Genomic DNA, 20,936 nt, shown 5'->3' on the forward strand with positions numbered 1-20,936 from the left:
TTGGAAAAGTGCTTTTCCTCTGAAAATGCGAGGGCCACATGAACATACGTCTGCTTTTGAAGAGCGCCTGTCTCGCGACGACGGCGCTCACCGCGACGTCGATCACGATCTCCGCCAAGGCCGATCCGTCCACACGGACGCCGATCAAGCATGTCATCATCGTCGTCGGCGAGAATCGCACATTCGACAATCTCTTCGGCGGCTATCGTCCCGCCGCCGGTCAGAGCGTCGACAATCTGCTGAGCAAGGGCATCATCAAGGCCGATGGAACGCCCGGCCCGCATTTCTCCGAGGCGGCGCAGAACATCGGCTCCGATCTCCATCATTATGAGGTCGTGACGCCTTCGACCGGCGCCTACGCCACGCTGCCGCAGCCCTACACCACTTATGCGGCCGGCGTTCCCCAGGGCGTGCCGGATACGCGCTTCCCGACCGATCTGCCCAACGGGCCTTATCAGATCAGCAAATATGTCTCCTACGCCGCTTACACCGGCGACCCCGTGCATCGCTTCTTCCAGATGTGGCAGCAGTGGGACGGCGGCAAGCTCGACAAATTCGTCTGGGTGGAGAAGACGATCGGCACCGGCTCCAACGGCAAGCCCCCCGCCGGCTTCGATCCCAAGGAGGGCGCGATCTCCATGGGCTTCTTCAACATGAACGCCTATACGGACGCGCATGGCGTCGCGCAGACCGGCGACGCGCCCTATTTCAAATCGCTCGCCGATTCTTATGCGATCAGCGACAATTTTCATCAGGCGGTGATGGGCGGCACGGGCGCCAATTTCCAGGCGATCGTCACCGGCCATGCGGCCTTCTATACCGATCCCGCGCGTCTCGACGGCTCGCCCGCGACGCCGCCCGTCAATCAGATCGAGAATCCCGATCCGGTCAGCGGCACGAATAATTACTACACGCAGGACGGCTATAGCGGCGGCTCCTATGTGAACTGCCATGATCTCTCGCAGCCGGGCGTCGCCGCTGTCGATCAGCAGTTGCGCAGAAACGGGACCTATGAGCGCAAATGCGCGCCGGGGCATTACTACCTCGTCAACAATTACAACATGTATTGGAACGAGAAGCCCTCGGTGACGCGCGCGCTCGGCGCGACGAACTTCACCCTGCCGCCGCAGAAGGCCTCGACCATCGTCGATGTGCTGACCGCGCATGGCGTGTCGTGGAAATATTACAGCGCCGATCGCGGCGACGATCCCACCGTCTTCGCCAATTCCGTCGATGGCGTGAATTTCCCCGTGGCGGGCGGGGCGCCCTTCCACGCCTATTGCGGCATTTGCGATCCGCTCACCGGCTATCTGCAGGTGATGACGACGAGCGAATACGCCAAGCTGCAGAACTATGGCGCTTTCCTGACCGATCTGACCGATGGCGCGCTGCCGGCCGTCTCCTTCGTGCGTCCCTTCGAGGCCTTCGCCGCGCATCCTGCCGATTCGACCAGCCATCTCTATGAGCAATTCCTGAAGACGCTGATCGCGCGCGTGCAGGGCTCCTCCGCCTGGGACTCCACGGCGATCTTCATCACCACGGACGAAGGCGGCGGCTATTACGACTCGGGCTATATTCAGCCGGTGGACTTCTTCGGCGACGGCACGCGCATTCCGCTCATCGTGGTCTCGCCCTACGCCAAGAAGGGCTATGTCGACCATACTTATTACGACCATATCTCGCTGCTGAAATTCATCGAGCGGAACTGGAAGCTGCCGACAGTCTCGCATCTCAGCCGCGACAATCTGCCGAACCCGATTCCCTCGCGCGAGAATCCCTATATTCCCGCCAATCGGCCGGCCATCGGCGATCTCGTCGATCTCTTCGTCTTCGCCGATCGAGATCACGATCACGACGACGATCATGATCACGACCATCACGGCCATCACGATCACCGCCGTGACCGCTGAAGCATGAGTGGAGGCCGCGTCCGCAGCGACGCGGCCTCATGAAACGAAAAAGGCCGCGCCTCTTCGGCGCGGCCGCGTCATTTCGTGAGATCGGTTCTCTTCAGAAGCCGACGCCGACGAGCACGAAGCGAGGGCAGGCGATGGTGTCGCAACGCCGCGGGGCGGGGCGCAGCGCCTCCGCTACAGGCGTCGGAAGGAGGGGCGCGCGCGCCTCTATGCGGCGGCGCGGCGGCGCCGAATGATGCGCGAGCGCGCCGGGCCGCCGGGCGATGCGCCTGACCTTGCGATGCGCGGCGGCCGGCGCCGGCCGCGCGACGACCGAGCGCTCGATCACGGGCGGGAGAGGCGCGACATCGGCGACCGGAGCGGTCTCGGGGACGCGGACGTCGAGCTGGGCGACAGCGGCGGGGGCCATATCCGCCGGGGATGCGGCGGGCAATTCGAGCGCCAGCGCGGAAAAAGATACGCAAGTGGCGAAGATCGCCGCAGCAAGCCGCATGGCCTCATCCTTTCGTCTATGAAGGCGTCGCCTCGGACGTTCCCCGTCCGGGCCTTTGGAAAATTCGTTAAACGGCGCACACGCTCGAAACCGCGTCGATATTACGACGCCGAGAATCCTTCAAAAGCGTTGATGCTCTCGAATGTTCCGGCACACTAGACGATTTCGCCCGCCTTGGCCAGCGATTGGGCAAGGGGGCGGCAGAGTGGCGGTGGGCATGCCGAATTTCGCCGAGGCGCCAAACGCATCGCTTCGAATATCGAGAATGAATCGGCACGCCGTTCAACGATACAGAAGCGCTAGATCTCAAGCATATGGGTTAGTTGCCGGCGTCCCTGCGCCGTCGGTCCAGATGTCGTCGGGAAGGGAGCGATCTCGATGGCAGACCCGATCATGATCCGGATATGTGATTTTATCGATAGGCGCACGCGCGCCCATAACCAGGCAGCGAGTTGGTTGTTCGCTGCGGTTGTGCAGATGGTGGCCAATCGCGACGCCAGCTTTGAAAGCGGCTGCATCGCCAGCGCGGAGAATCGTTTCGGTAGCGCCCTCGATCAGCGTTACTTCGCCTTCCAGGACATAGAGCAACTCGTCCTCAGCGCTGTGCCAATGCTCGAGGGAGGACAGTGACCCGGGCTCGAGGATCTCGATGAGGGCGCCGAACTGCGTCAGCCCCGCCGCTTCACTGATCCAGAGCGTACTCGCTGGTCCGCAGACATCGCCGGGCTTTCGATCCTCGGTCACGAATTGCGTTGGTCTGATAGCGGGCATTGCACACGCTCTTTTTTGCTTCCCATGGGGAAGCGCTCGACCTTGGAGGACCGACGCCAACCTACGCCAATATCCTGTTGGAAGCAGCATAATCCCAAAAGTCTGAAGAGCGAAGGGAGGTATGCGAATTAGACCGCCTCGACACCGCAACGCGCCCAAATCGGAAAGCCGTGACGCGGCCACTGTTTGACCTCGAACACGTTCTGATCCTCGAGGAGCCTGCACGAAATTCTTGTCGATATCGAATGACCGCTCAGGGTCAAAATGCGAATTTCAAAACGGCCCCGATTTCGCCAGAGCGCAGCTCCGGGCGCGCTCAGCGGCCGCCGCGCGGCCGCGAATAGACGCCTGTTCGGCCGCCCTCGAACCGCCGCGACAGGCCGCCCCGCGGCGTGACGGTCAGAGCGAGCCGATCGAATTTCATCGGATCGTCCATGCTCGCCTGAAATTTCGAGACGGCGAGCGTCACCACATCGCCCTGGCGCGACCAGCAGCCGGAGGCGATCTCGTCCAGCGCGCCATAGGCGAGCATATAGTCGAAGCGCCCGTCCGGCCGCAGCAGCAGCTCGGAGCCGGTCTCCATCACGCCGCTGAGATAATAATGGCCGACGAGCGAAGGATCGCCGGCGCCGCAGCCGGCCGCTTCGGCCGCGGGCAGCGTCGTCGCGAGGGCGAGCCAAAAGGCTCGCGCGCGCGCCGCCCGGCGGGGGATCACTGCGCGTTCTTCATCGCGGAGGGCAGCATCGCCGGATCCTCCTCGATCAGCTTTTCTATGCTGCGATCGTCGATCGGCTTGGCGGCCGCCGTGGCGACCGGCTGCGCCTTCAGCCCGGTCTGATCGGCCAGCCATTCCCGCCATTGCGCATGGCTGCCGTTGAATGTGTTCTGATCCACGGCGACGGAGATTCCGGGCACATGCCCGTCGGAGCGATATTGCCAGAAGGTCCATTTGCGGTCGCCATAGCGCACCGCCGGATGATATTTCGTCGAGCGCACCCAGATCGGATATTCCGCCAGCGCGCCGGAATGCAGGATCGCCTGATAGAAATCCACCGAGCTGTAGATGATCGGCTTCTTGCCGTAATGGCGCTCCATATCCTGGAGCATGACGCGCATGTCGCGCAGCACTTCCTCGCGATAGAGCGTGCGCTTGCAGCTGCGGGAGGTGGGCGTCGCCTCCACGTCCAGCACTGGCGGCAGCGCGTCCGGCTCCACCGGCACGACGGATTTGAAGAAGCCGGTCTCCTCATGCGGGGGCCGGCACCAATAGACGAAATGATAAGCGCCGCGCGGCACGCCGGCCGCCTTGGCCGCCGCCCAATTGCGCTGGAACTTGGAGTCGAGCGCGTCGCCGCCCTCGGTCGCCTTGATGAAGGCGAAGCCGACGCCGGACTCCTTCACCGCCTGCCAGTCGATATCGCCCTGATATTTGGAGACATCGACGCCATGCACGGAGAATTCGGCGCTGCGCGTCGCCGGATAGGCGTGCAGCTGCGACTCCGGCACCGCATAGGCGAGATAGGTCGGGTCCTTGCGCGTGTTGACCAGCGGCGCGCTGGTCGCAAAGCGCGGGCGCGCGCTATAGGACGGATCCACGGCGCTGCCGCAGCCGGAGAGGGCCGTGGAAAGGAGGACGGCGGCCGCAGCCGCGAAAATCTCGTTCGATCGCATTGCGCGAAAATATCCCGCAAGCCGGTAACGAAGCGTTAATTCCCCAAAGCCGGCGCGATTCGCCACAGTCTCGGCCGCGCGACTCAACCCAGGCGGAACCATAACGTGGCTATGCCCAGAAAGGAACCATAGCCGACGACATCGGTGACAGTGGTGACAAAGGCGCTGGAGGCGACGGCCGGATCGACTTTCCAGCGCTCGAGCAGCATGGGCACCAGAATGCCGCCCAGCGCGCCGGCGGCGAGATTGGTGAACATGGCCATGGCCATCACCGGGCCGAGGCCGATCGTCTGGAACCAATTGGCCGCGACGAGCCCCGTGATCACGCCGAAAGCCGCGCCATTGAAGGCCCCCGTCGCCAGCTCGCGCATTATGATGCGAAGCGCGTTGGAGCGCGAGAGCTCGCGCGTCGCCAGCGCCCGCACCGTCACCGTCATCGTCTGCGTCGCCGAATTGCCGCCCTGGCTGGCGACGATGGGCGCGAGCACGGCCAGCGCCACCATTTGCTGCAGCTGCGATTCGAAGGTCTTCAGCACGCTCGCCGAGATGAAGGCGGTGCCGAGATTGATGAGGAGCCAGAGAAAGCGGCTCTTGACGATCCACCAGAAGCTGTCGGTCAGCTCCTCGTCCGGGCTGACGCCGCCGAGCGCCTTGATCTCCTCGGAGGCCGCCTCCTGAATGACGTCCACGACGTCGTCGATGGTGATGACGCCGACGAGCCGCTCCGCCTCGTCCACCACGGGAACGGACACAAGATTATAGCGCTCGAAGAGGCGCGCCACTTCCTCGGTGTCCTCGTCGAATTGCACGCGGCGGCGGTCCGCCTGCATGATCTCCTCGACGCGCGTCTTGGGATGGGCGCGCACCAGCGCGTCGAGAAAAACCGTGCCGAGCAGCCGATAGGCCGGATCGACGACGAAGACCTCGAAGAAATTGTCCGGCAGCTCGTCCGGCTCGGTGGCGCGGAAGAAATCCAGCACCTCGCCCGCCGACCAGAAGGGCGGCACGGCGATCAGCGTGGTCTGCATCAGGCGCCCGGCCGTGCCCTCGGCGGCCTCCAGCGAGCGGCGCAGAATGATGCGCTCCTGCGCCGGCAGCGCCTCGAGGACCTCGGCCTGCTCCTTGGGCTCCAGGGTCTCCAGAATGGCGACGGCGTCGTCGCTCTCGAGCTCGCGCATCGCCTCGGCGAGCGTCGCGACCGGCAGCTCCTCGAGGATGTCTTCTCTCGTCGACTCCCCGATCTCGGTCAGAGCGGCGAAATCGAACTCGTCGCCCATCAGCTCGACGAGGCGCGGGCGTTCCTCGTGATCGAGCAATTCGATCAGCGCGCCGACATCCGCCTCGTGGAGCGGGGAGACCAGCTCCTTCACATGGCCGGAATCGCCTTCGGCGATGGCCTCTTCCACCGCGGCGACGAAATCGGCGCGCGGCTCGCCGGTTTCCTCGTCACGAAAATTTCCTTCCGCAGGCGCCGATTTTTCATGGTCTTGCGACATATGGGGGCCTGATCGATGCGCGAGGGGAGCCAACCGGCCGGCGAGACCGGGACAGGGCTCCCATAACGCGCCGCGCCGGGAAAGCAAACCGCCTATGCATGTTCTTTCGACTCTCTTTCGTCTTACTGCGGCTCTGCTCGCCCTCATGCCCGCCGCCGCCGGCGCGGCCGAATGCGGCGCGCAGGCGCTGGGCGTCTCGCGGACGATCGCGATCGACGGAAGCGAGGGATTGGCGCTCGGCCTGCAGACCTATCCGCGCACGCTGGCGCTCGCCGATCACGAGGTCGTCCTCACCTTCGACGACGGCCCGGCCCATGGCGCGACCGAGCGCGTGCTGGATGCGCTGAAGGCGGAATGCGCGCGGGCGACCTTCTTTCTCGTCGGCTCCCATGCGGCGGAATCGCCGGCGCTGGTCCGTCGCATCGTCGCCGAAGGGCATAACGCCGGACATCATTCCTATAGCCACCCCGCCCGCACGCTGCGGCTGATGAGCGAGGATACGGCGCAGGCCGACATAGAAAAAGGCTTCCGCGCCGTCGACGCCGCCGCTGGCTTTCCCACCGGCGAGCCCTCGCCGCATTTCCCCTTCTTCCGCTTTCCCGGCTTCGCCGACACGCCGCAGCTGGTGCGCTGGCTGGAAGACCGCGACGTCTCGGTCTTCGGCGCCGATCTGTGGGCCTCGGACTGGCAGGAAATGTCGCCGCGCGCCGAGCTGGAGCTGGTGATGTCGCGGCTGCAGGCGGCCGGCAAGGGCATCGTGCTGTTCCACGATCCGCGGCCCTCGACGGCGGCGATGATGCCGGATTTTCTACGCGAGCTGAAAGCGCGCGGCTTCCGCCTCGTTCACATCGTCCCCGGCGAAGGGCCGACGCCCATCGCCCATGCGAAGCCCGGCTGGACGTCGGCGACCGAGGCGATCATCGCCAAGACGCTCGGCCCCAAGGGCCTGCGCAGCGAGCCGCAGGAAGAAGGCCGGGGCGTTAAATCGCAGTAAAATCAGAGCTTCCCGCGGTCGCAGGCGTAGAAACCCTTTGCGCCCCAGCAGGGGCCGGTCTGGTAGACATTGCCGAGATCGTGATCCTTGAGCCGCGCGGTCCAGACGCGGCCCTGCCGCAGCTTGATCGTCAGCGGGCCTTCGTCGATCTCGAAGATGATTTCCTTCGGCTCGCGCAGGATGCGGCACGGCTTGGCGGTCACGACGCGGCCCTGGAGCTTCACGAAGCAGCGCGCCTCATATTCGTCGAGCGCGCCTGCAGGAGCGGGAGCCGTATCGGAGGGCGGCGGCGCCGGCTCCTCGGCCTCGGCGACCGGCGCCGGCGCGGCGGCGGCCGGAGGCGGCGCGTGAGCTCGGACCGGGGCTCGGGCGGGAGCTTGGGCTGGAACTTGGACGGGAGCTTGGACGGGAGCTTGGGCAGGAGGTTGGACGGGAGGTTGGGCGGGAGCCGTGGTCGCCGTCTGCTCCGGGTCCGCCGGCAGGACGAAAGGCGCGGCGAGCGGCGGCGCACTGTCGAAGGCGCTGCGCGGCTTGCTCGAAAATTCGCCGAGCGCCGAGGCCGGATAGCCGAGATCGCCCGCCATGGCCGTGGTGGCGGCGAGGCCGGCGGCCAATAGGGCGCCGGACAGCGTAGGTCTGACGCTCATGCCCGCGCTCATGCCCTTGTCTCCTCGCCTCATGTCCCACATTGCCGCGTCTCATCTTCTATCATGCTGGCGCCGAAGACGTTTTCTACGTGAGCGTGGCGGCGAAAAAGGGCGCGAGTTCGGCGCTGGAAGGGCCGCCCCGTGTCTGCGACGCGCAAGTCCGTGAGCGCAGGAGCCGAAGGACGAATCCTCGCCGCATTGGCGAGGGATGATGCGGCCGAGCGGCGCCGCTCGAGCGGGCTCGCAGAGGCCGCGACAGATGAATTGGCTCGATCATGGCCGACTGGAATGCGCTTCTCTATTCGACTTTCGAGACAGAACGCACGCGGCCCGCGCGCGAGCTGCTGGCTCGCATTCCGCTCGAGGCGCCCAGCTTCATCATCGATCTCGGCTGCGGGCCGGGCAATAGCGCAGAATTGCTGGCCGGGCGTTTTCCCACAGCCCGTCTGCTCGGCGTCGATTCCTCGCCCGCCATGATCGCCGCCGCCCGCGCCCGCCTCCCCGCCGCCGACTTCACCTTAGCGGATATCGCCGATTTTCGTCCCGATGCGGCGCCCGATCTCCTCTTCGCCAACGCCTCGCTGCAATGGCTCCCCGATCATCGCGCGCTGCTCCCCCGCCTCGTCGCCGAGCTCGCGCCGGGCGGCGTCCTCGCCGTGCAAATGCCCGATAATCAGGACGAGCCGAGCCATCGGCTGATGCGGGAGACCGCCGTCGCCGGACCCTGGGCGCAGAAAATCGGCGACGCCTCGGCGATCCGCTCGAAAATCCTCGACGCCGAGGCCTATTACGATCTGCTGCACGAAGCGGGCTGCGAGACGGATGTTTGGCGCACGACCTACGCCCATCCGCTGGCGGGGGCGGATGCGATCGTCGAATGGGTGAGAGCGACAGGGCTGCGCCCGTTTCTCGCGCCGCTGACGGAGGGGGAGGCGCGAGACTTCGTCGCCGCCTATCGAGCGTCGCTCGCCAAAGCCTATCCGCGCCGGACGGACGGAAAGATTCTGCTGCTCTTTCCGCGGCTGTTCATCGTGGCGCGCCGCAAATGAGCCGCAGCGAAGACGCCGCGGCTCAGGCGGAGGCGGCGGGCTTGGCCAATTGCGCGGCGCGGGTCGCCTGCTCGCGGCTCGGCACCATGACCCAGGCCTCGCCGTCCAGCACCACCTTGCCGTCGACCAGACATTCGCAATGCAGGCGGGCGCGGCGGCCCTTCTCGATCAGCTCGACGATCTCGACGACGACGTGAATCACGTCGCCGATCTTCACCGGGGCGCGGAAATTCAGCGTCTGCGACAGATAGACCGCGCCCGGACCCGGCAGATACATGCCGATGACGGTCGAGATCAGCGAGGCCGTGTAGAGCCCGTGCACGATGCGCTCGCCGAAGCGCGTCTTGCTGGCGAAATGGTCCGACAAATGGATCGGATTGCGGTCGCCGGAGAGATCGGCGAAGGCGATCACGTCGTCGTCCATGACGGCCTTCATCAAGGTCTCGCGCATTCCAATGGCGAGGTCTTCGAAATAATAGGTCTTGAAGGGCGTCGACATGGATGCGGTCACCGGCCTTTGTCGCCCAGGCGGAAGAGGCCGCTGGGCCGTTTCTCCATCTACCACACCAGAAACGGCGCAAATGCAACCGGTTTGACTCCGGCCCCGGCCAGAAGCGCCCCCATTGCGGCGGCGTCCAGACGGCGGTCCGGCGGCGGGTAGAGCTCGTCGCGATGGACCCCCTCGGTCAAGAACAGCGAGTCGAGGCCAGCGCGGGACGCTCCCAGCAAATCCGTCGCCACTCCGTCGCCGATCGCCAGAACGCGGGCGGGAGCCTCGCCGGCGAGAGCGGCGATGCGGCCGAGAGCGGCGGCGTAGATCGGAAGATAGGGCTTGCCGGCCATCACCACCTCGCCGCCCAGCGCGGCGTAACGCTCGGCCAGAGCGCCGGCGCAATAGACCAGCTCCCCGGCGATGCCGACCACAATGTCCGGATTGGCGCAGAGCATGGGCAGGCCGCGCTCGCGCATGCGCTCCAGCGTTCTCGCATAATCGTCCGGCGTCTCGCGGCGCTCGTCGATGAGCCCGGTGCAGACGACATAATCGGCGTCCTCGAGCGGGACGCGGCGGAATTTTCCGCCGAGAAGCCGATCGGCGGCCTCGAAAAGCCCATTGTCGCGCGGCGGGCCGAGATGATGGCAGGCCTCGCCGTCCCGCGCGACCATCTGCTCCAGCGTCAATTGCCCGGCGCTGACGAGATCGTCATAGGCGGCGCGCGGCAGGCCGAGCCCGTCGAGCTGCCTGCGGACCTCCTCGCTCGGCCGCGAAGCGTTGGTGACGAGCGCCACCTTGCCGCCGCGGGCGCGGAATTTTTCCAGAGCCTCGGCGGCGACGGGAAAATGCGAGCGCCCGTCGATGAGCACGCCCCAGACGTCGCAGAGGATCGCGTCATAGCGATCGGCGAGTTGCGACAGGCCGTCGATCTGCGGGATCGCCATATTCAGAACCGCGGCTGGGCGAAGGCGGCGGCATGGGCCTGCGGGGCGACCTGCGAGAATTCGCCCGTGGCCTCGTCCAGCGCCAGCAGCCTGCCGTCCATCACGCCGAAATAGGCGCCGTGCAGCGAGAGATAATGGCGCTGCTCCAATGTCGCGATCCAGGGGAAGCTGCGCAGATTGGCGACGCCCTGCTTGATCGACTCGAAGGCGAGCCGCTCGACATAATCGGGCGTGAGAGGGTCTGGAATGGCGCCGGCGCGCTCGGCGGCCGGGGCCAGCAGCTTGATCCAGCTGCCGATGAAATCGCCGGCCGAGAGCGGCCGCGTGTAGGGATCGGCCTGGCTCTCCGCATAGGCGCGCACGCCGCCGCATTGGGCGTGGCCGAGGATCACGAGATGATTCACCTTCAGCGCCATCACCGCATATTCCAGCGCCGCCGAGGTGCCGTGATATTGATTGTCCGGCGCATAGGGCGGCACGAGATTGCCGACATTGCGAATGACGAACAGCTCGCCCGGCCCGGCGTCGAAGATCGCCTCCGGCGCGACGCGCGAATCGCAGCAGCCGATCACCATCGTCCGCGGCTTCTGGCCTTCCGCCGCCAGCTCGTGGAATCTCTGCTGCTCGCTGCGAAACCGCCCGGCGAGAAAGGTCTCGTAGCCTTTCTCGAGATGGGCGGGAAGAATGTCGCCGGGCTGCTCTGTCGGGCCGGCTTCGGTCATATTCGCTCCTCGTGACGGCCGGCGATGGCGCGCCGGCGGCGGCTCCTTTATTGTGGAGCGCGACCGACGAGGCAAGGGGAGAAAAAGAGAGCCATGATTTCGCGACCGCGACGCAGCGTGCTGGCCATGCCGGGTTCCAACGCCAGAGCGCTGGAGAAGGGCAAGACGCTCGCAGCCGATGTGCTGATGTTCGAGCTCGAGGACGGGGTCGCCGAGGCCGCCAAGGAGGCGGCGCGCGAGCAGGTCGTCGCCGCGGTGAAGGGCGGCGGCTATGGCTCCCGCGAGATCATCGTGCGCGTCAATGTCTTCGAATCGCCCTGGTATGCCGCCGATATCGCCGCCGTCGCCGCGGCGGGGCCGGACGCCATCGTCGTCCCCAAGGCCAATAGCCGGGACGATATTCTGCGCGCCGCGCGCGATATGAAGGCCGCCGGCGCGCCCGCCCACACCACGCTCTGGGCGATGATCGAGACGCCGCGCGCGCTCTTCGACATTGAGAAAATCGCCAGCGCCGCGCAGGAGGCGCCGCTCTCCGCCATGATGCTGGGGCCGAACGACATCGCCAAATCGACGCGGGCGCGGCTGACGCCGGGCCGTCCGGCGCTCGTCGCCTGGCTCTCCGCCTCGGTGCTGGCGGCGCGTCTGCACAATGTCGATATCATCGACGGCATCTACAATGATTTCAACGATCTCGAAGGGCTGCGCCGCGAGGCGGAGCAGGGCCGAGATCTCGGCATGGACGGCAAGATGCTGATCCATCCAGGCCAGATCGCCACGGTCAACGAGGTCTTCGCGCCCTCGCCGGCCGAGATCGAATTCGCGCGCAAGATCGTCGAGCTGTTCGACGCGCCGGAGAATGCGGCGATCGGCGTCGCGCAGATCGACGGCCGCATGGTGGAGCGCCTGCATCTCGACGGCGCGCGGCGCACGCTGGCGCTCTACGGCGCGGCCTGAGCGGCGGGCTATCAAAGAGGCGGGGGCGACAAGCCCTCGCCTTCCCCTGTTTCGCTTGCCCGCGTTTCGATTGCCCGCGTTTTGCCGTCCAGCAGGCAGCTCACCGTCACATCGCCCATCACATTGATCGCCGTGCGGCAGCGATCCAGCAGCCAGTCGATCGTCAGCAGCAGCGCGATGTAATCCGTCGGCAGCGCGACGGCGCGGAACACCATGGTCATGGTCACGAGGCCGGCCTCTGGAATGCCGGCCGCGCCCACAGAGGCGACGACGGAGGTCAGCGCCACAAGAAATTGCTGCCCCAACGTCAAATGCAGCCCCAGCAATTGCGCGACGAAGAGCGCCGCCATCGCCTCATAGAGCGCCGTGCCGTCATTGTTGAAATTGGAACCGACCAGCGCCCCCATGCTCGCCGATTGCTCGCGCAGCCCCACCTTTTCGCGCAGAAGCTGATAGGTCAAAGGCATGGTCGCCGTGGAGCTGCCGGTCGAAAAAGCCATCAGCAGCGCATCGCGCACGCCGGCGACCACATGCAGCGGGCTCGCCCATGAGCCGAGCCTGATGCGCAGCGCGTAATAGAGGAATTGCAGCGCCAGCGCCGTCAGCACAGCGATGAAGAATCCGCCGAGCGCGAGAAAATCGCGAAAGCCGCTGACGCCGACGATGCTGGCGATGAGGCCGAAGACGGCGAGCGGCACCACATCGATGATCCAATGCAGAATGGTGATGAGGCTCGTCAGCGCCACATGCACGAGATCCTCCACCGTGCGCACCTCATGCGTGCGCAGCCCGCGCAGCGCGATTCCGAAAGCGACGGCGATGAAGATGACGCCCATCACCGCGCCATTGTCGCCGAAAGGCCCCAGAATGCTCTTCGGCACGCTGTCGAGAAATTGCATCAGCGGATCGGCCGCGCCGCCCGCAGATTTCGCCGGGGCGCCGGGGGCTGCCGTCGTCCAGGCGCCCGGCTGCAGCACATTGGCCACCGCGAGTCCGATGAAGATCGCCACCAGAGTATTGGTGAGGAGCAGAGCGACGAGGCGCAGCGCCTGCCCGCCAGCGAGATGCGCGCGCATGAGCGCCTGCACGATGGCGAGCAGGATCAGCGGCGGCGCCAGCGCGCCCAGCAGGCGCAGGACGAGCTTGGCTGGCGTCCCGAGGATATGCGCCGAATCGCCGAGCGCGAGGCCGGCGACGACGCCGAGCGCCACGGCGACGATGATGCGCGCATAGAGCGGAATGGCGCGCCAATGCGCGATGAGGCCGGTCGTCGTCTCTGTCTCGTTCGGTCGCAATCTTTCGTCCTCCAATGATCGCCGACATGAAAATGACGCGAATTGTCAACCTTATAGGTCTATTCCCGGCATCTCGGGAGTCCCATGCTCGGCGCGTCCTACGCTCTCATCGTCAATGTCATGATCGCGGCGCTGTTCGCTGCGAGCTTCGCCTTCGTCGCTCTGGCCAATCCGGCCGACCGCCGGGCGTTGTGGTTCGCTGCGAGCTACATGCTCGGAATGTCGGCTCCGCTGTGCCTTTTCGTCGTTCACTTGGGAGTCTGGCCCGATATCTTCGGCGCGCTGAACTATGTGGGCTTTTGCGCGGGCCTGTTTCTGATGTCGGCCTCTCTCGCCCGCTTCTATGGTCGCGGCCCGCGCTGGAGCGCCGTCGCGGGGCTCTATGGCGCGGCGCTGCTCAGCGGCGCGGCGATCGGCGATCGGCGAATGGCCGCAAGACAGTCTCGCCTTCAACCTCGTCTATCAGACGCCCTATGCTCTGGCGACAGCCTGCTGCGGCTGGATCATCCTGCTCGCGGGCCGACGCGCGGCGCTCGAAATAGCGCTCGCCGGCCTCTATGGGCTGATCGCCGCGCATTTCCTCGCGAAGCCCTTTTTCGCGACCGCCTTCGGCGTCGGCCGCACGCCGAGCGAATATGTCGCCAGCTCTTATGCGATCGCCTCGCAATCGGCGACGGGCGTTCTGCTGATCGCAGCGGGGCTGCTCACCTTGCTCATCGTCGCGCAGGAGGCGATCCGCGAGGCGCGCCGCGCGGCGGAGATCGATCAATTGACCGGGCTCTTGAACCGGCGCGGCTTCGACCTCGCTTGCGCGCCTCGGCTCGCGAGCGCGCAGGCCGAGCGCGATCCGACGACGGTCGTTCTCCTCGATCTCGATCATTTCAAACGGGTCAATGATCGATTCGGCCATGCGGTCGGCGACGAGGTTCTGCAATATTTCGCCGCGCTGCTGCGGCTGACGACCCCCGAAGGCGCGCTCGCCGGCCGCCTGGGCGGAGAGGAGTTCGTCATTTTCCTGGCAGGCGCGCCGCTCGCTCGAGGACGGCGCGTCGCCGAGATGATCCGGCAGGCGGCGGCGCTGCATGTCACGCCGCGCCTGCCCCCGATCACCGTCAGCATAGGCGTCGCCGAAATCGCCGCGGACGAAAGCTTCTCCCACGCCATGCGCCGCGCGGACGAAGCGCTCTATCGCGCCAAGACGCTGGGGCGCGATCGCGTCTGCGTCGCCCGTGGGGCGAGACTGAAGGAGATCCAGGGCTGAGCGCCGATCATCGCTTCGCCCTTCGTCGGTCGCTATATAGTCGCCGCCCCCCGTCGCATCGAAAGGCCGAGCCGGCATGATCCGCGGAATAGCCCTTTCTCTTCTCGCCTTCGCCTCCCACGCCTTCACCTGCCACGCCTGCGCCGCTCCCGCCGCGGAGCCGAAATCGCAATATAGCTCTCTCCAGAACTGCCCCGCGACGGATCGCCTGAAGCTCGCGAACCGCACGCTGGAGAGGAGCGGCAGGACCGCGATTTTCCACTGCGCCGGCGTCGGCGGCTTTTCCGTCTATGTCGTGGACGATGATCCGCGCAGCTTCCTCGTGCTGGAGCGCGGCAAAACGCTCTATTCGCTGGAACGGCCCATGGCCTCGGCCTTCTCGCTCGGCAATTTTCCCAATGTCACGGGCGCGAAGCAGGCCGAATGGCGGCTCGATCCCGCCGGCGCGCCGGCCGGGCTGATCGTGCGCGTCGCCTATCAGCGCGCCGACGGCGCCGCGGCCTCAACGCTCATGGTCTTCGATCTGCGCGGCGAGCCCATGATCATCGGCGCGGCGAAGACGAATGAGGAGGCGCGCGACCTGATCGACGGCCTGCTCGTCGCCAGAACGCTGGAGGAAAAACTCTCGCGCGAATGCAATGCGATCTATGTCTCGCTCTGCAAGGGATTTCCGCCCGGCCCGGAAATGCTCGGCGGCTGCTTCGACGCGCGGCCCGAGATCGCCGACGAGGTTCCGCAAAAATGCGTCGCCGATTTCCAGACCAATGTGGAGAATTATCACGAGGCCAAGGGCGGCCACTGACCGAGGCTGTCGGGCTCGTCGCGCATGAGCGCGACGAGATCACGCCGCCTTCTTCTTCTCCGCGATCGACACCAGCGTGCGCAATATGCGGCGCGCGCCCTCGAGACGGCTCTTCATATCGGCGAAATCGCGGATGAAGACGATCTTCATATCCGGGCGCACCTTTGCCTGCGTGCCCGGCTCCATGACGAAGCGCGCGAGCCCGGCCGGATCGGCGAAATTGCCGTCGCGGAAGGCGACGATGACGCCCTTCGGCCCCGCCTCCAGCTTCTCCACATGCGCGCGGCGGCAGAGCGCTTTGATGGCGACGATCTTCAAGAGCAGCTCCACCTCCGGCGGCGTCGGGCCGAAACGGTCGATCAGTTCCGCTGCGAAGGATTCGATGTCCTGATCTGTCTCCAGCGTCGACAGACGGCGATAGAGCTGCAGGCGCAGAGTGAGGTCCTGCACATAATCTTCCGGTATCGTCACCGGTGCGCCGATGGCGATGGTCGGCGACCAGGCCTCCTCCTCCGGCTCCTCTATGCCGGCCTTCAGCAGCGTGATCGCATCACCCAGCATCTGCTGGTAGAGCTCGTAGCCGACCTCCTTGATATGACCGGACTGCTCCTCGCCCAAGAGATTGCCGGCGCCGCGAATGTCGAGATCATGGCTCGCGAGCTGGAAGCCGGCGCCCAGCGTGTCGAGGCTCTGCAGCACTTCGAGACGCTTTTGCGCCTGCGGCGTGATCGTCTTATTGGCGGGCGTGGTGAACAGCGCATAGGCGCGCGTCTTGGCGCGGCCGACGCGCCCGCGTAGCTGATAGAGCTGCGCGAGGCCGAACATATCGGCGCGCCAGACGATGAGCGTGTTGGCCGTCGGAATGTCGAGGCCCGATTCGACGATGGTCGTCGAGAGGAGAATGTCGAATTTCCCCTCATAGAAAGCCGTCATGCGCTCTTCGAGATCGCCGGCCGCCATTTGCCCATGCGCCATGACGAATTTCGCCTCCGGCACAGCCTCGCGCAAAAAGGCGGCGGCGTCTTCGAGGTCCTCGATGCGCGGACAGACGAAGAAGGCCTGGCCGCCGCGATAGCGCTCGCGCAGCAGCGCCTCGCGCACGATGAGCGGATCAAACGGAGAAACGAAGCTGCGCACGGCGAGGCGATCGACCGGCGCCGTGGCGATGAGCGACAATTCGCGCACGCCCGTCATGGCGAGCTGCAATGTGCGCGGAATGGGCGTCGCGGAGAGCGTCAGCACATGCACCTCGGCGCGCAGCTCTTTCAGCCGCTCCTTATGGCCGACGCCGAAATGCTGCTCCTCATCGATGATGACGAGGCCGAGATCCTTGAAGGAGATCGCCTTGCCGAGCACGGCATGGGTGCCGACGGCGATGTCGACGGTTCCATCCGCAATGCCGGCCTTGGCGAGGCGCATGTCGGAGGCGTGCGTCATGCGCGACAATTGCGCGACGCGAATCGGCAGGCCGGAGAAGCGCGCCGAGAAAGTCTTGTAATGCTGGCGCGCGAGCAATGTCGTCGGCACGACGACAGCCACTTGGCGGCCATTGATCGCCGCGCAAAAGGCGGCGCGCAACGCCACTTCCGTCTTGCCGAAGCCGACATCGCCGCAGACGAGCCGATCCATCGGCCGTCCCGAGCCGAGATCGTCCAGCACCGCCTCGATCGCCGCGGCCTGATCCTCCGTCTCGTCGTAAGGGAAGCGCGCGCAAAATTCGTCGTAGAGCCCTTCCGGCGGGACGAGCTTGGTCGCCTGCCGCAGGCTGCGCTGCGCAGCGATCGCGATGAGGCCCTTGGCCATCTCGCGAATGCGGTTCTTCAGCCGCGCCTTGCGCGTCTGCCAGCCGACGCCGCCGAGCTTGTCGAGAACCGCCTCCGTATCCTCGGAGCCGTAGCGCGTCAGCAGCTCGATATTCTCGACCGGCAGATACAGCTTGTCGCCGCCCGCATAGTGAATCTCGAGGCAGTCGTGCGGCGCGCCGGCGGCGGTGATCGTCTCCAGGCCGATGAAGCGGCCGATGCCGTGATCGACATGCACGACGAGATCGCCGGCCGAGAGCGCGGCGACTTCGCCGAGCAGATTTTCCGTATGCTTGGTCTTGCGCCGGCGGCGCACGAGGCGGTCGCCGAGAATGTCCTGCTCGCCGAGAATGGCGAGGCCTTCCGTCTCGAAACCATGCTCCACGCCGAGCACGGCGAGCGCCGCCGCGCCCTTGCCGAGCGCCAAGGCCGCCGGCAGAGAGGCGACGGTTTTGAGATCGCGCAGCCCATGCTCGGCGAGCACGCTGCCGAGACGCTCGCAGGAGCCGTCCGACCAGCCGGCGACGACGACGGTTCTGCCGGCGCCGCGCAGCGCCTTCACATGCTCGACGGCGACCTCGAAGACATTGGTGTCCTCATTATTGCGCTCGGGCGCGAAATCGCGGCCGGCGCGGGCGGCGCAATCGATCGTCTCCTTGCCGGCGCCGTCGGGCGCGGCGAAGGGCGAAAAGGTCGCGAGGCTGCGGCCCTCGAGCTTGCCGCGCCATTCCTCTATGGTGAGATAGAGCTGATCCGGCGGCAGCGGCTTGTAGTTGGAGTCGGCCGGCGCCGCGTCATAGGCGAATTTGCGCGCGTCGTAATAATCGGCGATCTGCGTCAGCCGCTCGCCGGCGGCTTCCTCGACCAGCGGATCGAGCAGCAGCGGCGCCTCGCCCACATAATCGAAAACACTGCCCATGCGCGCATAAAAGAGCGGCAGCCAATGTTCCGCGCCCTGATGGCGGCGGCCCTCGCTGATCGCCTCATAGAGCGCGTCGCCGCGCGTCTGTCCGCCGAAGCGCGTGGTGTAGGCCTGGCGAAAGCGCCGCATCGTGTCGCTGGTGAGCCGCAGCTCGCTCATCGGCACGAGATCGAGCGAGCGCAGCTGCCCGATGGTGCGCTGGCTCTCGGGATCGAAGCTGCGAATCGATTCGAGCGTGTCGCCGAAGAAATCGAGGCGGATCGGCCCCGGCATTCCCGGCGCATAGAGATCGACGATGCCGCCGCGCTGGGCGTATTCGCCGGTCTCACGCACGGTGGAGGAGCGCAGAAAGCCATTGGTCTCCAGCCACAGCGCCAGCTCGTCGAGATGCACGACATTGCCGGGCGCGGCGGAAAAAGTATCGGCGGCGACATTCTCCAGCGGCGGCACGCGCTGCAGCAGGCAGTCCACCGTGGTCATGACGACTCGCGGCCGCTCGGCCGAGGATTTGGAGCGGGCGAGACGCGCCAGCGCCGTCATGCGGCGGGCGGAAATGGCGGCGTTGGGCGAGACGCGATCATAGGGCTGGCAATCCCAGCCGGGAAAATCCAGCGCCTCCACCTCGGGCGCGGCGAATCGCAACGCCTCGCGAAAAGCCGCCGAGCGTTGCGCATCGCGCGCCACATGGACGAAGACGGCCGGCCGCCCCTCCGCGACGCGGGCCAGCGCGCGGGTGAGATCGGCGGCGACGAAAGCGTCGAAACCGTCCGGGACATTCACGAAGCGGAGCTTGTCGCCCTTTTCCAGGCGGGCGACGGCGGATTTGAGATCGGTCATCGGAACGTCGGGGCCGTTTGGAGCTGTTTGAACTCGCATATTCTCTTCCGAAAACCGCTTCGCGCCTTTCGGGAACATGCTCTAAAGATCGATCGGCTTCTCATGCGTGTGGAAAGCTGCGATCCGGCGGAAGAGGGGCGTGTCGTAGCGCGGGGGAACCGGCTCGGCGCGCGACAGCCAGCGGAAAACCACATCATCCTCGGCGTCCAGCAGCGCTTCGAGATCGTCGAGCTCGGCCTCGGGCAGAGAATCGACCGTGGCGTCGACGAAACGGCCCATCAATATGTCCATCTCGCGCATGCCGCGGCGCCAGGCGCGAATTTTTATGCGCTTGCGGCGGATGTCGGAATCGTCTGGCGTCGAGTGGCTCAAGGGCGGAAATCCGCGGGCGGACAGGGGCCGAGTACAAGAATTCGCGCGCCGGGCCGCCATTTCGGGCGCCGGCGCGAGACCGCAGGGATTAGCGCAGCCGGCGGCGAAAAGATAGATCATCCACAGCCTGTGCGAAGCCGTTCGAGACTGTCGCCGAGACAGTTGCAATCACGCTTCGATTACGGCATAAGGACCCCCGTCGCGTCGCCGCGACACGGATGCGGGTGTAGCTCAGGGGTAGAGCACAACCTTGCCAAGGTTGGGGTCGAGGGTTCGAATCCCTTCGCCCGCTCCAAAGATCATCGCTTCAGATGATAGGCGACTTGCTTACGGGCGCCGTCCCGTTGTCCGCGGCCTAGGCCCGCGGCCCTCCTCACCCACAGGACAAAAATCCCCGACGCTCTACGCAGCGTTTTGCCGCGCCGACCGCGCGGCGCCCGATTCGGCGGGCTCGAGCCGGAAGGACCGCGGCCTCTCGAACAAAAAGCGGAATCGCCCCCGCTCGGTCACGCGATGCAGCAGCAGCGGGAAGGTGACGCCGGCCATAGTGACGATGAGCGAGGCCAAGCCCACGCTATCCACGAGATCATGATCGACGATCAGCTTGCGGGCGGCCGCCATCGGCAGAAAGAATCCGAGATAGATGGCCAGCGAATTGGCGCCGCAGTAGCGGAGCCATTCCATCGACGGAAGATCGGCGAGCAGAGCGGCCCCGGCGATGACCGCCGCAGCGCCGGCGAAGCCCGTGACGAGGCTGACCAGCGGCAGCGAGGCGAGATTCGGATAATCCGCCGAGGGCGAGGGCGAGGGCGAGAAAGCCAGAGCCGTGTCGGCCATAGCCCAGCCGAGCAGCCAGCAGAGCGCCTCGCGCGGATGCCGCCGCGCCGATTCGGCCAGAGCGAAGACCTGCGGCGCGAACAGATAGCCGGACAGGAAGTAGACATAGCGGGCGGCGAATTCGTCGGGAACCGCCCAGCCGGTCTCGATCGGCGCCATCTCCAGCAGAGCGGCCGCCAGCAGCATGATCGGCGTCGGAACGAGGCGCAGCAGCTTGGTGGCGACGAAAAAGATCGGCAGCAGATAGATGAACCACAAGGTTCCGAACGGCTCGACCAGGGCGAGCGCCAATTGCCCGAGCGCGGTCAGCGGATCGGCGCCGGGCCGCAGCGCGCTCTTGAACAGCCATTGGATGAACAGCCACAGGCAATAGAAATAGGCGAAATGCGCGACCTTTTTGTCGAGATAGCTCCGCCAGTCCTGATCGATGGCGCGCGACAGAAAGAGCCCGGCGATGAAGAAGAAGCCGGGAATGCGAAACGGCTTGGCGAAAGCCACCAGCCAATGCAGCAGCCCCTCGCCCCCCATGGCCTCCCCGACGCCGAGCGCGGAGTGCATCATGACGACGAGGATGACGCTTATCCCTTTCGCATTATCGATCCATGCGATCCGAGCTTCTCTCATCGGCGCCCACCTCCACGCGTCTGGCAGGCGCAGC

At 65.9% G+C, this 20,936-nt stretch carries 19 protein-coding genes and 1 tRNA gene; 7 read left to right on the forward strand and 13 right to left on the reverse strand.

Features of this window, described 5'->3' with window-relative positions:
• Nucleotides 1-38 precede the first annotated feature (38 nt).
• Complete coding sequence (locus METLW3_RS0100225) at nucleotides 39-1,910, forward strand: alkaline phosphatase family protein (RefSeq protein ID WP_024878024.1); 1,872 nt, start codon at nucleotides 39-41, stop codon at nucleotides 1,908-1,910.
• Nucleotides 1,911-2,010: 100 nt separating this feature from the next.
• On the opposite strand, the gene METLW3_RS0100230 is transcribed toward METLW3_RS0100225, so the two are convergent.
• The 5 genes from METLW3_RS0100230 to mgtE form a co-directional block, all read right to left on the reverse strand.
• The gene (locus tag METLW3_RS0100230; RefSeq protein ID WP_024878025.1) at nucleotides 2,011-2,409 is read right to left on the reverse strand and encodes a hypothetical protein; all 399 of its coding nucleotides are present in this window, start codon (nucleotides 2,407-2,409) and stop codon (nucleotides 2,011-2,013) included.
• Nucleotides 2,410-2,715: 306 nt separating this feature from the next.
• Nucleotides 2,716-3,180 (reverse strand): cupin domain-containing protein, encoded by a 465-nt coding sequence (locus METLW3_RS27265; protein WP_084484753.1) that lies wholly within the window; start codon nucleotides 3,178-3,180, stop codon nucleotides 2,716-2,718.
• 316 nt (nucleotides 3,181-3,496) lie between these two features.
• Nucleotides 3,497-3,895, reverse strand: coding sequence for a hypothetical protein (locus tag METLW3_RS24920; RefSeq protein ID WP_024878027.1), 399 nt, complete (start codon nucleotides 3,893-3,895; stop codon nucleotides 3,497-3,499).
• Complete coding sequence (locus tag METLW3_RS0100250) at nucleotides 3,892-4,851, reverse strand: GH25 family lysozyme (RefSeq protein ID WP_024878028.1); 960 nt, start codon at nucleotides 4,849-4,851, stop codon at nucleotides 3,892-3,894. The genes METLW3_RS24920 and METLW3_RS0100250 overlap by 4 nt, the downstream gene beginning before the upstream one ends.
• Before the next feature lie 83 nt (nucleotides 4,852-4,934).
• Nucleotides 4,935-6,347, reverse strand: a complete 1,413-nt coding sequence (gene mgtE, locus METLW3_RS0100255) for a magnesium transporter (RefSeq protein WP_024878029.1) — start codon at nucleotides 6,345-6,347, stop codon at nucleotides 4,935-4,937.
• A gap of 94 nt (nucleotides 6,348-6,441) precedes the next feature.
• Between mgtE and METLW3_RS24925 the strand changes: the two genes are divergently transcribed.
• The gene (locus METLW3_RS24925) at nucleotides 6,442-7,341 is read left to right on the forward strand and encodes a polysaccharide deacetylase family protein (RefSeq protein ID WP_024878030.1); all 900 of its coding nucleotides are present in this window, start codon (nucleotides 6,442-6,444) and stop codon (nucleotides 7,339-7,341) included.
• Between the two features lie 2 nt (nucleotides 7,342-7,343).
• Here METLW3_RS24925 and METLW3_RS0100265 read toward each other — a convergent pair whose 3' ends face one another.
• Nucleotides 7,344-7,988 (reverse strand): hypothetical protein, encoded by a 645-nt coding sequence (locus METLW3_RS0100265; protein ID WP_157516501.1) that lies wholly within the window; start codon nucleotides 7,986-7,988, stop codon nucleotides 7,344-7,346.
• 275 nt (nucleotides 7,989-8,263) lie between these two features.
• On the opposite strand from METLW3_RS0100265, the gene tam reads away from it, so the two are divergent.
• The gene (gene tam / locus METLW3_RS0100275) at nucleotides 8,264-9,037 is read left to right on the forward strand and encodes a trans-aconitate 2-methyltransferase (RefSeq protein ID WP_024878033.1); all 774 of its coding nucleotides are present in this window, start codon (nucleotides 8,264-8,266) and stop codon (nucleotides 9,035-9,037) included.
• 22 nt (nucleotides 9,038-9,059) lie between these two features.
• Here tam and METLW3_RS0100280 read toward each other — a convergent pair whose 3' ends face one another.
• The 3 genes from METLW3_RS0100280 to METLW3_RS0100290 are packed head-to-tail and all read right to left on the reverse strand — an operon-like array spanning nucleotide 9,060 to nucleotide 11,196.
• Entirely contained in the window at nucleotides 9,060-9,536 is a 477-nt protein-coding gene (locus METLW3_RS0100280; protein ID WP_024878034.1) for a MaoC family dehydratase, read from the reverse strand.
• 59 nt (nucleotides 9,537-9,595) lie between these two features.
• Nucleotides 9,596-10,474 carry a TIGR01459 family HAD-type hydrolase gene (locus tag METLW3_RS0100285; protein WP_024878035.1) on the reverse strand — a complete coding sequence of 293 codons (879 nt, stop codon included), beginning with the start codon at nucleotides 10,472-10,474 and terminating at the stop codon, nucleotides 9,596-9,598.
• Between the two features lie 2 nt (nucleotides 10,475-10,476).
• Nucleotides 10,477-11,196 (reverse strand): carbonic anhydrase, encoded by a 720-nt coding sequence (locus tag METLW3_RS0100290; RefSeq protein WP_024878036.1) that lies wholly within the window; start codon nucleotides 11,194-11,196, stop codon nucleotides 10,477-10,479.
• Nucleotides 11,197-11,289: 93 nt separating this feature from the next.
• Here METLW3_RS0100290 and METLW3_RS0100295 point away from each other — a divergent pair, with 93 nt between their 5' ends.
• On the forward strand, nucleotides 11,290-12,150 hold the full coding sequence (locus METLW3_RS0100295; protein WP_024878037.1) for a CoA ester lyase: 861 nt from the start codon (nucleotides 11,290-11,292) through the stop codon (nucleotides 12,148-12,150).
• Between the two features lie 11 nt (nucleotides 12,151-12,161).
• Here METLW3_RS0100295 and METLW3_RS0100300 read toward each other — a convergent pair whose 3' ends face one another.
• Nucleotides 12,162-13,445 carry a dicarboxylate/amino acid:cation symporter gene (locus METLW3_RS0100300; protein WP_024878038.1) on the reverse strand — a complete coding sequence of 428 codons (1,284 nt, stop codon included), beginning with the start codon at nucleotides 13,443-13,445 and terminating at the stop codon, nucleotides 12,162-12,164.
• 382 nt (nucleotides 13,446-13,827) lie between these two features.
• Between METLW3_RS0100300 and METLW3_RS24930 the strand changes: the two genes are divergently transcribed.
• Nucleotides 13,828-14,706, forward strand: a complete 879-nt coding sequence (locus METLW3_RS24930) for a GGDEF domain-containing protein (RefSeq protein WP_051465354.1) — start codon at nucleotides 13,828-13,830, stop codon at nucleotides 14,704-14,706.
• A gap of 76 nt (nucleotides 14,707-14,782) precedes the next feature.
• Nucleotides 14,783-15,508, forward strand: coding sequence for a hypothetical protein (locus METLW3_RS0100310; protein ID WP_024878039.1), 726 nt, complete (start codon nucleotides 14,783-14,785; stop codon nucleotides 15,506-15,508).
• Nucleotides 15,509-15,547: 39 nt separating this feature from the next.
• Here the strand turns inward: METLW3_RS0100310 and mfd are convergent, their stop codons facing one another.
• On the reverse strand, nucleotides 15,548-19,069 hold the full coding sequence (mfd, locus tag METLW3_RS0100315; protein WP_024878040.1) for a transcription-repair coupling factor: 3,522 nt from the start codon (nucleotides 19,067-19,069) through the stop codon (nucleotides 15,548-15,550).
• Nucleotides 19,070-19,150: 81 nt separating this feature from the next.
• Nucleotides 19,151-19,441 (reverse strand): succinate dehydrogenase assembly factor 2, encoded by a 291-nt coding sequence (locus METLW3_RS27270; RefSeq protein ID WP_024878041.1) that lies wholly within the window; start codon nucleotides 19,439-19,441, stop codon nucleotides 19,151-19,153.
• Between the two features lie 220 nt (nucleotides 19,442-19,661).
• Here METLW3_RS27270 and METLW3_RS0100325 point away from each other — a divergent pair.
• Nucleotides 19,662-19,736, forward strand: a tRNA-Gly gene (locus METLW3_RS0100325).
• Between the two features lie 107 nt (nucleotides 19,737-19,843).
• On the opposite strand, the gene METLW3_RS0100330 is transcribed toward METLW3_RS0100325, so the two are convergent.
• Nucleotides 19,844-20,902: an acyltransferase family protein gene (locus tag METLW3_RS0100330; protein WP_024878042.1), complete on the reverse strand. Its 1,059-nt coding sequence runs from the start codon at nucleotides 20,900-20,902 to the stop codon at nucleotides 19,844-19,846.
• Between the last annotated feature and the right edge of the window lie 34 nt (nucleotides 20,903-20,936).

This window comes from Methylosinus sp. LW3, from assembly GCF_000527115.1.
GTDB lineage: Bacteria > Pseudomonadota > Alphaproteobacteria > Rhizobiales > Beijerinckiaceae > Methylosinus.

Bases quoted from the DNA above. Each gene is read 5' to 3' on its own strand.
- mfd (WP_024878040.1), bottom strand. From the start codon at position 19,069: ATGACCGATCTCAAATCCGCCGTCGCCCGCCTGGAAAAGGGCGACAAG.
- METLW3_RS0100290 (WP_024878036.1), bottom strand. From the start codon at position 11,196: ATGACCGAAGCCGGCCCGACAGAGCAGCCCGGCGACATTCTTCCCGCC.
- METLW3_RS0100310 (WP_024878039.1), top strand. From the start codon at position 14,783: ATGATCCGCGGAATAGCCCTTTCTCTTCTCGCCTTCGCCTCCCACGCC.
- METLW3_RS0100265 (WP_157516501.1), bottom strand. From the start codon at position 7,988: ATGAGCGTCAGACCTACGCTGTCCGGCGCCCTATTGGCCGCCGGCCTC.
- METLW3_RS0100295 (WP_024878037.1), top strand. From the start codon at position 11,290: ATGATTTCGCGACCGCGACGCAGCGTGCTGGCCATGCCGGGTTCCAAC.
- METLW3_RS0100225 (WP_024878024.1), top strand. From the start codon at position 39: ATGAACATACGTCTGCTTTTGAAGAGCGCCTGTCTCGCGACGACGGCG.
- tam (WP_024878033.1), top strand. From the start codon at position 8,264: ATGGCCGACTGGAATGCGCTTCTCTATTCGACTTTCGAGACAGAACGC.
- METLW3_RS0100285 (WP_024878035.1), bottom strand. From the start codon at position 10,474: ATGGCGATCCCGCAGATCGACGGCCTGTCGCAACTCGCCGATCGCTAT.
- METLW3_RS24925 (WP_024878030.1), top strand. From the start codon at position 6,442: ATGCATGTTCTTTCGACTCTCTTTCGTCTTACTGCGGCTCTGCTCGCC.
- METLW3_RS0100280 (WP_024878034.1), bottom strand. From the start codon at position 9,536: ATGTCGACGCCCTTCAAGACCTATTATTTCGAAGACCTCGCCATTGGA.
- METLW3_RS0100330 (WP_024878042.1), bottom strand. From the start codon at position 20,902: ATGAGAGAAGCTCGGATCGCATGGATCGATAATGCGAAAGGGATAAGC.
- METLW3_RS27265 (WP_084484753.1), bottom strand. From the start codon at position 3,180: ATGCCCGCTATCAGACCAACGCAATTCGTGACCGAGGATCGAAAGCCC.
- METLW3_RS0100250 (WP_024878028.1), bottom strand. From the start codon at position 4,851: ATGCGATCGAACGAGATTTTCGCGGCTGCGGCCGCCGTCCTCCTTTCC.
- METLW3_RS24930 (WP_051465354.1), top strand. From the start codon at position 13,828: ATGGCGCGGCGCTGCTCAGCGGCGCGGCGATCGGCGATCGGCGAATGG.
- METLW3_RS0100230 (WP_024878025.1), bottom strand. From the start codon at position 2,409: ATGCGGCTTGCTGCGGCGATCTTCGCCACTTGCGTATCTTTTTCCGCG.
- mgtE (WP_024878029.1), bottom strand. From the start codon at position 6,347: ATGTCGCAAGACCATGAAAAATCGGCGCCTGCGGAAGGAAATTTTCGT.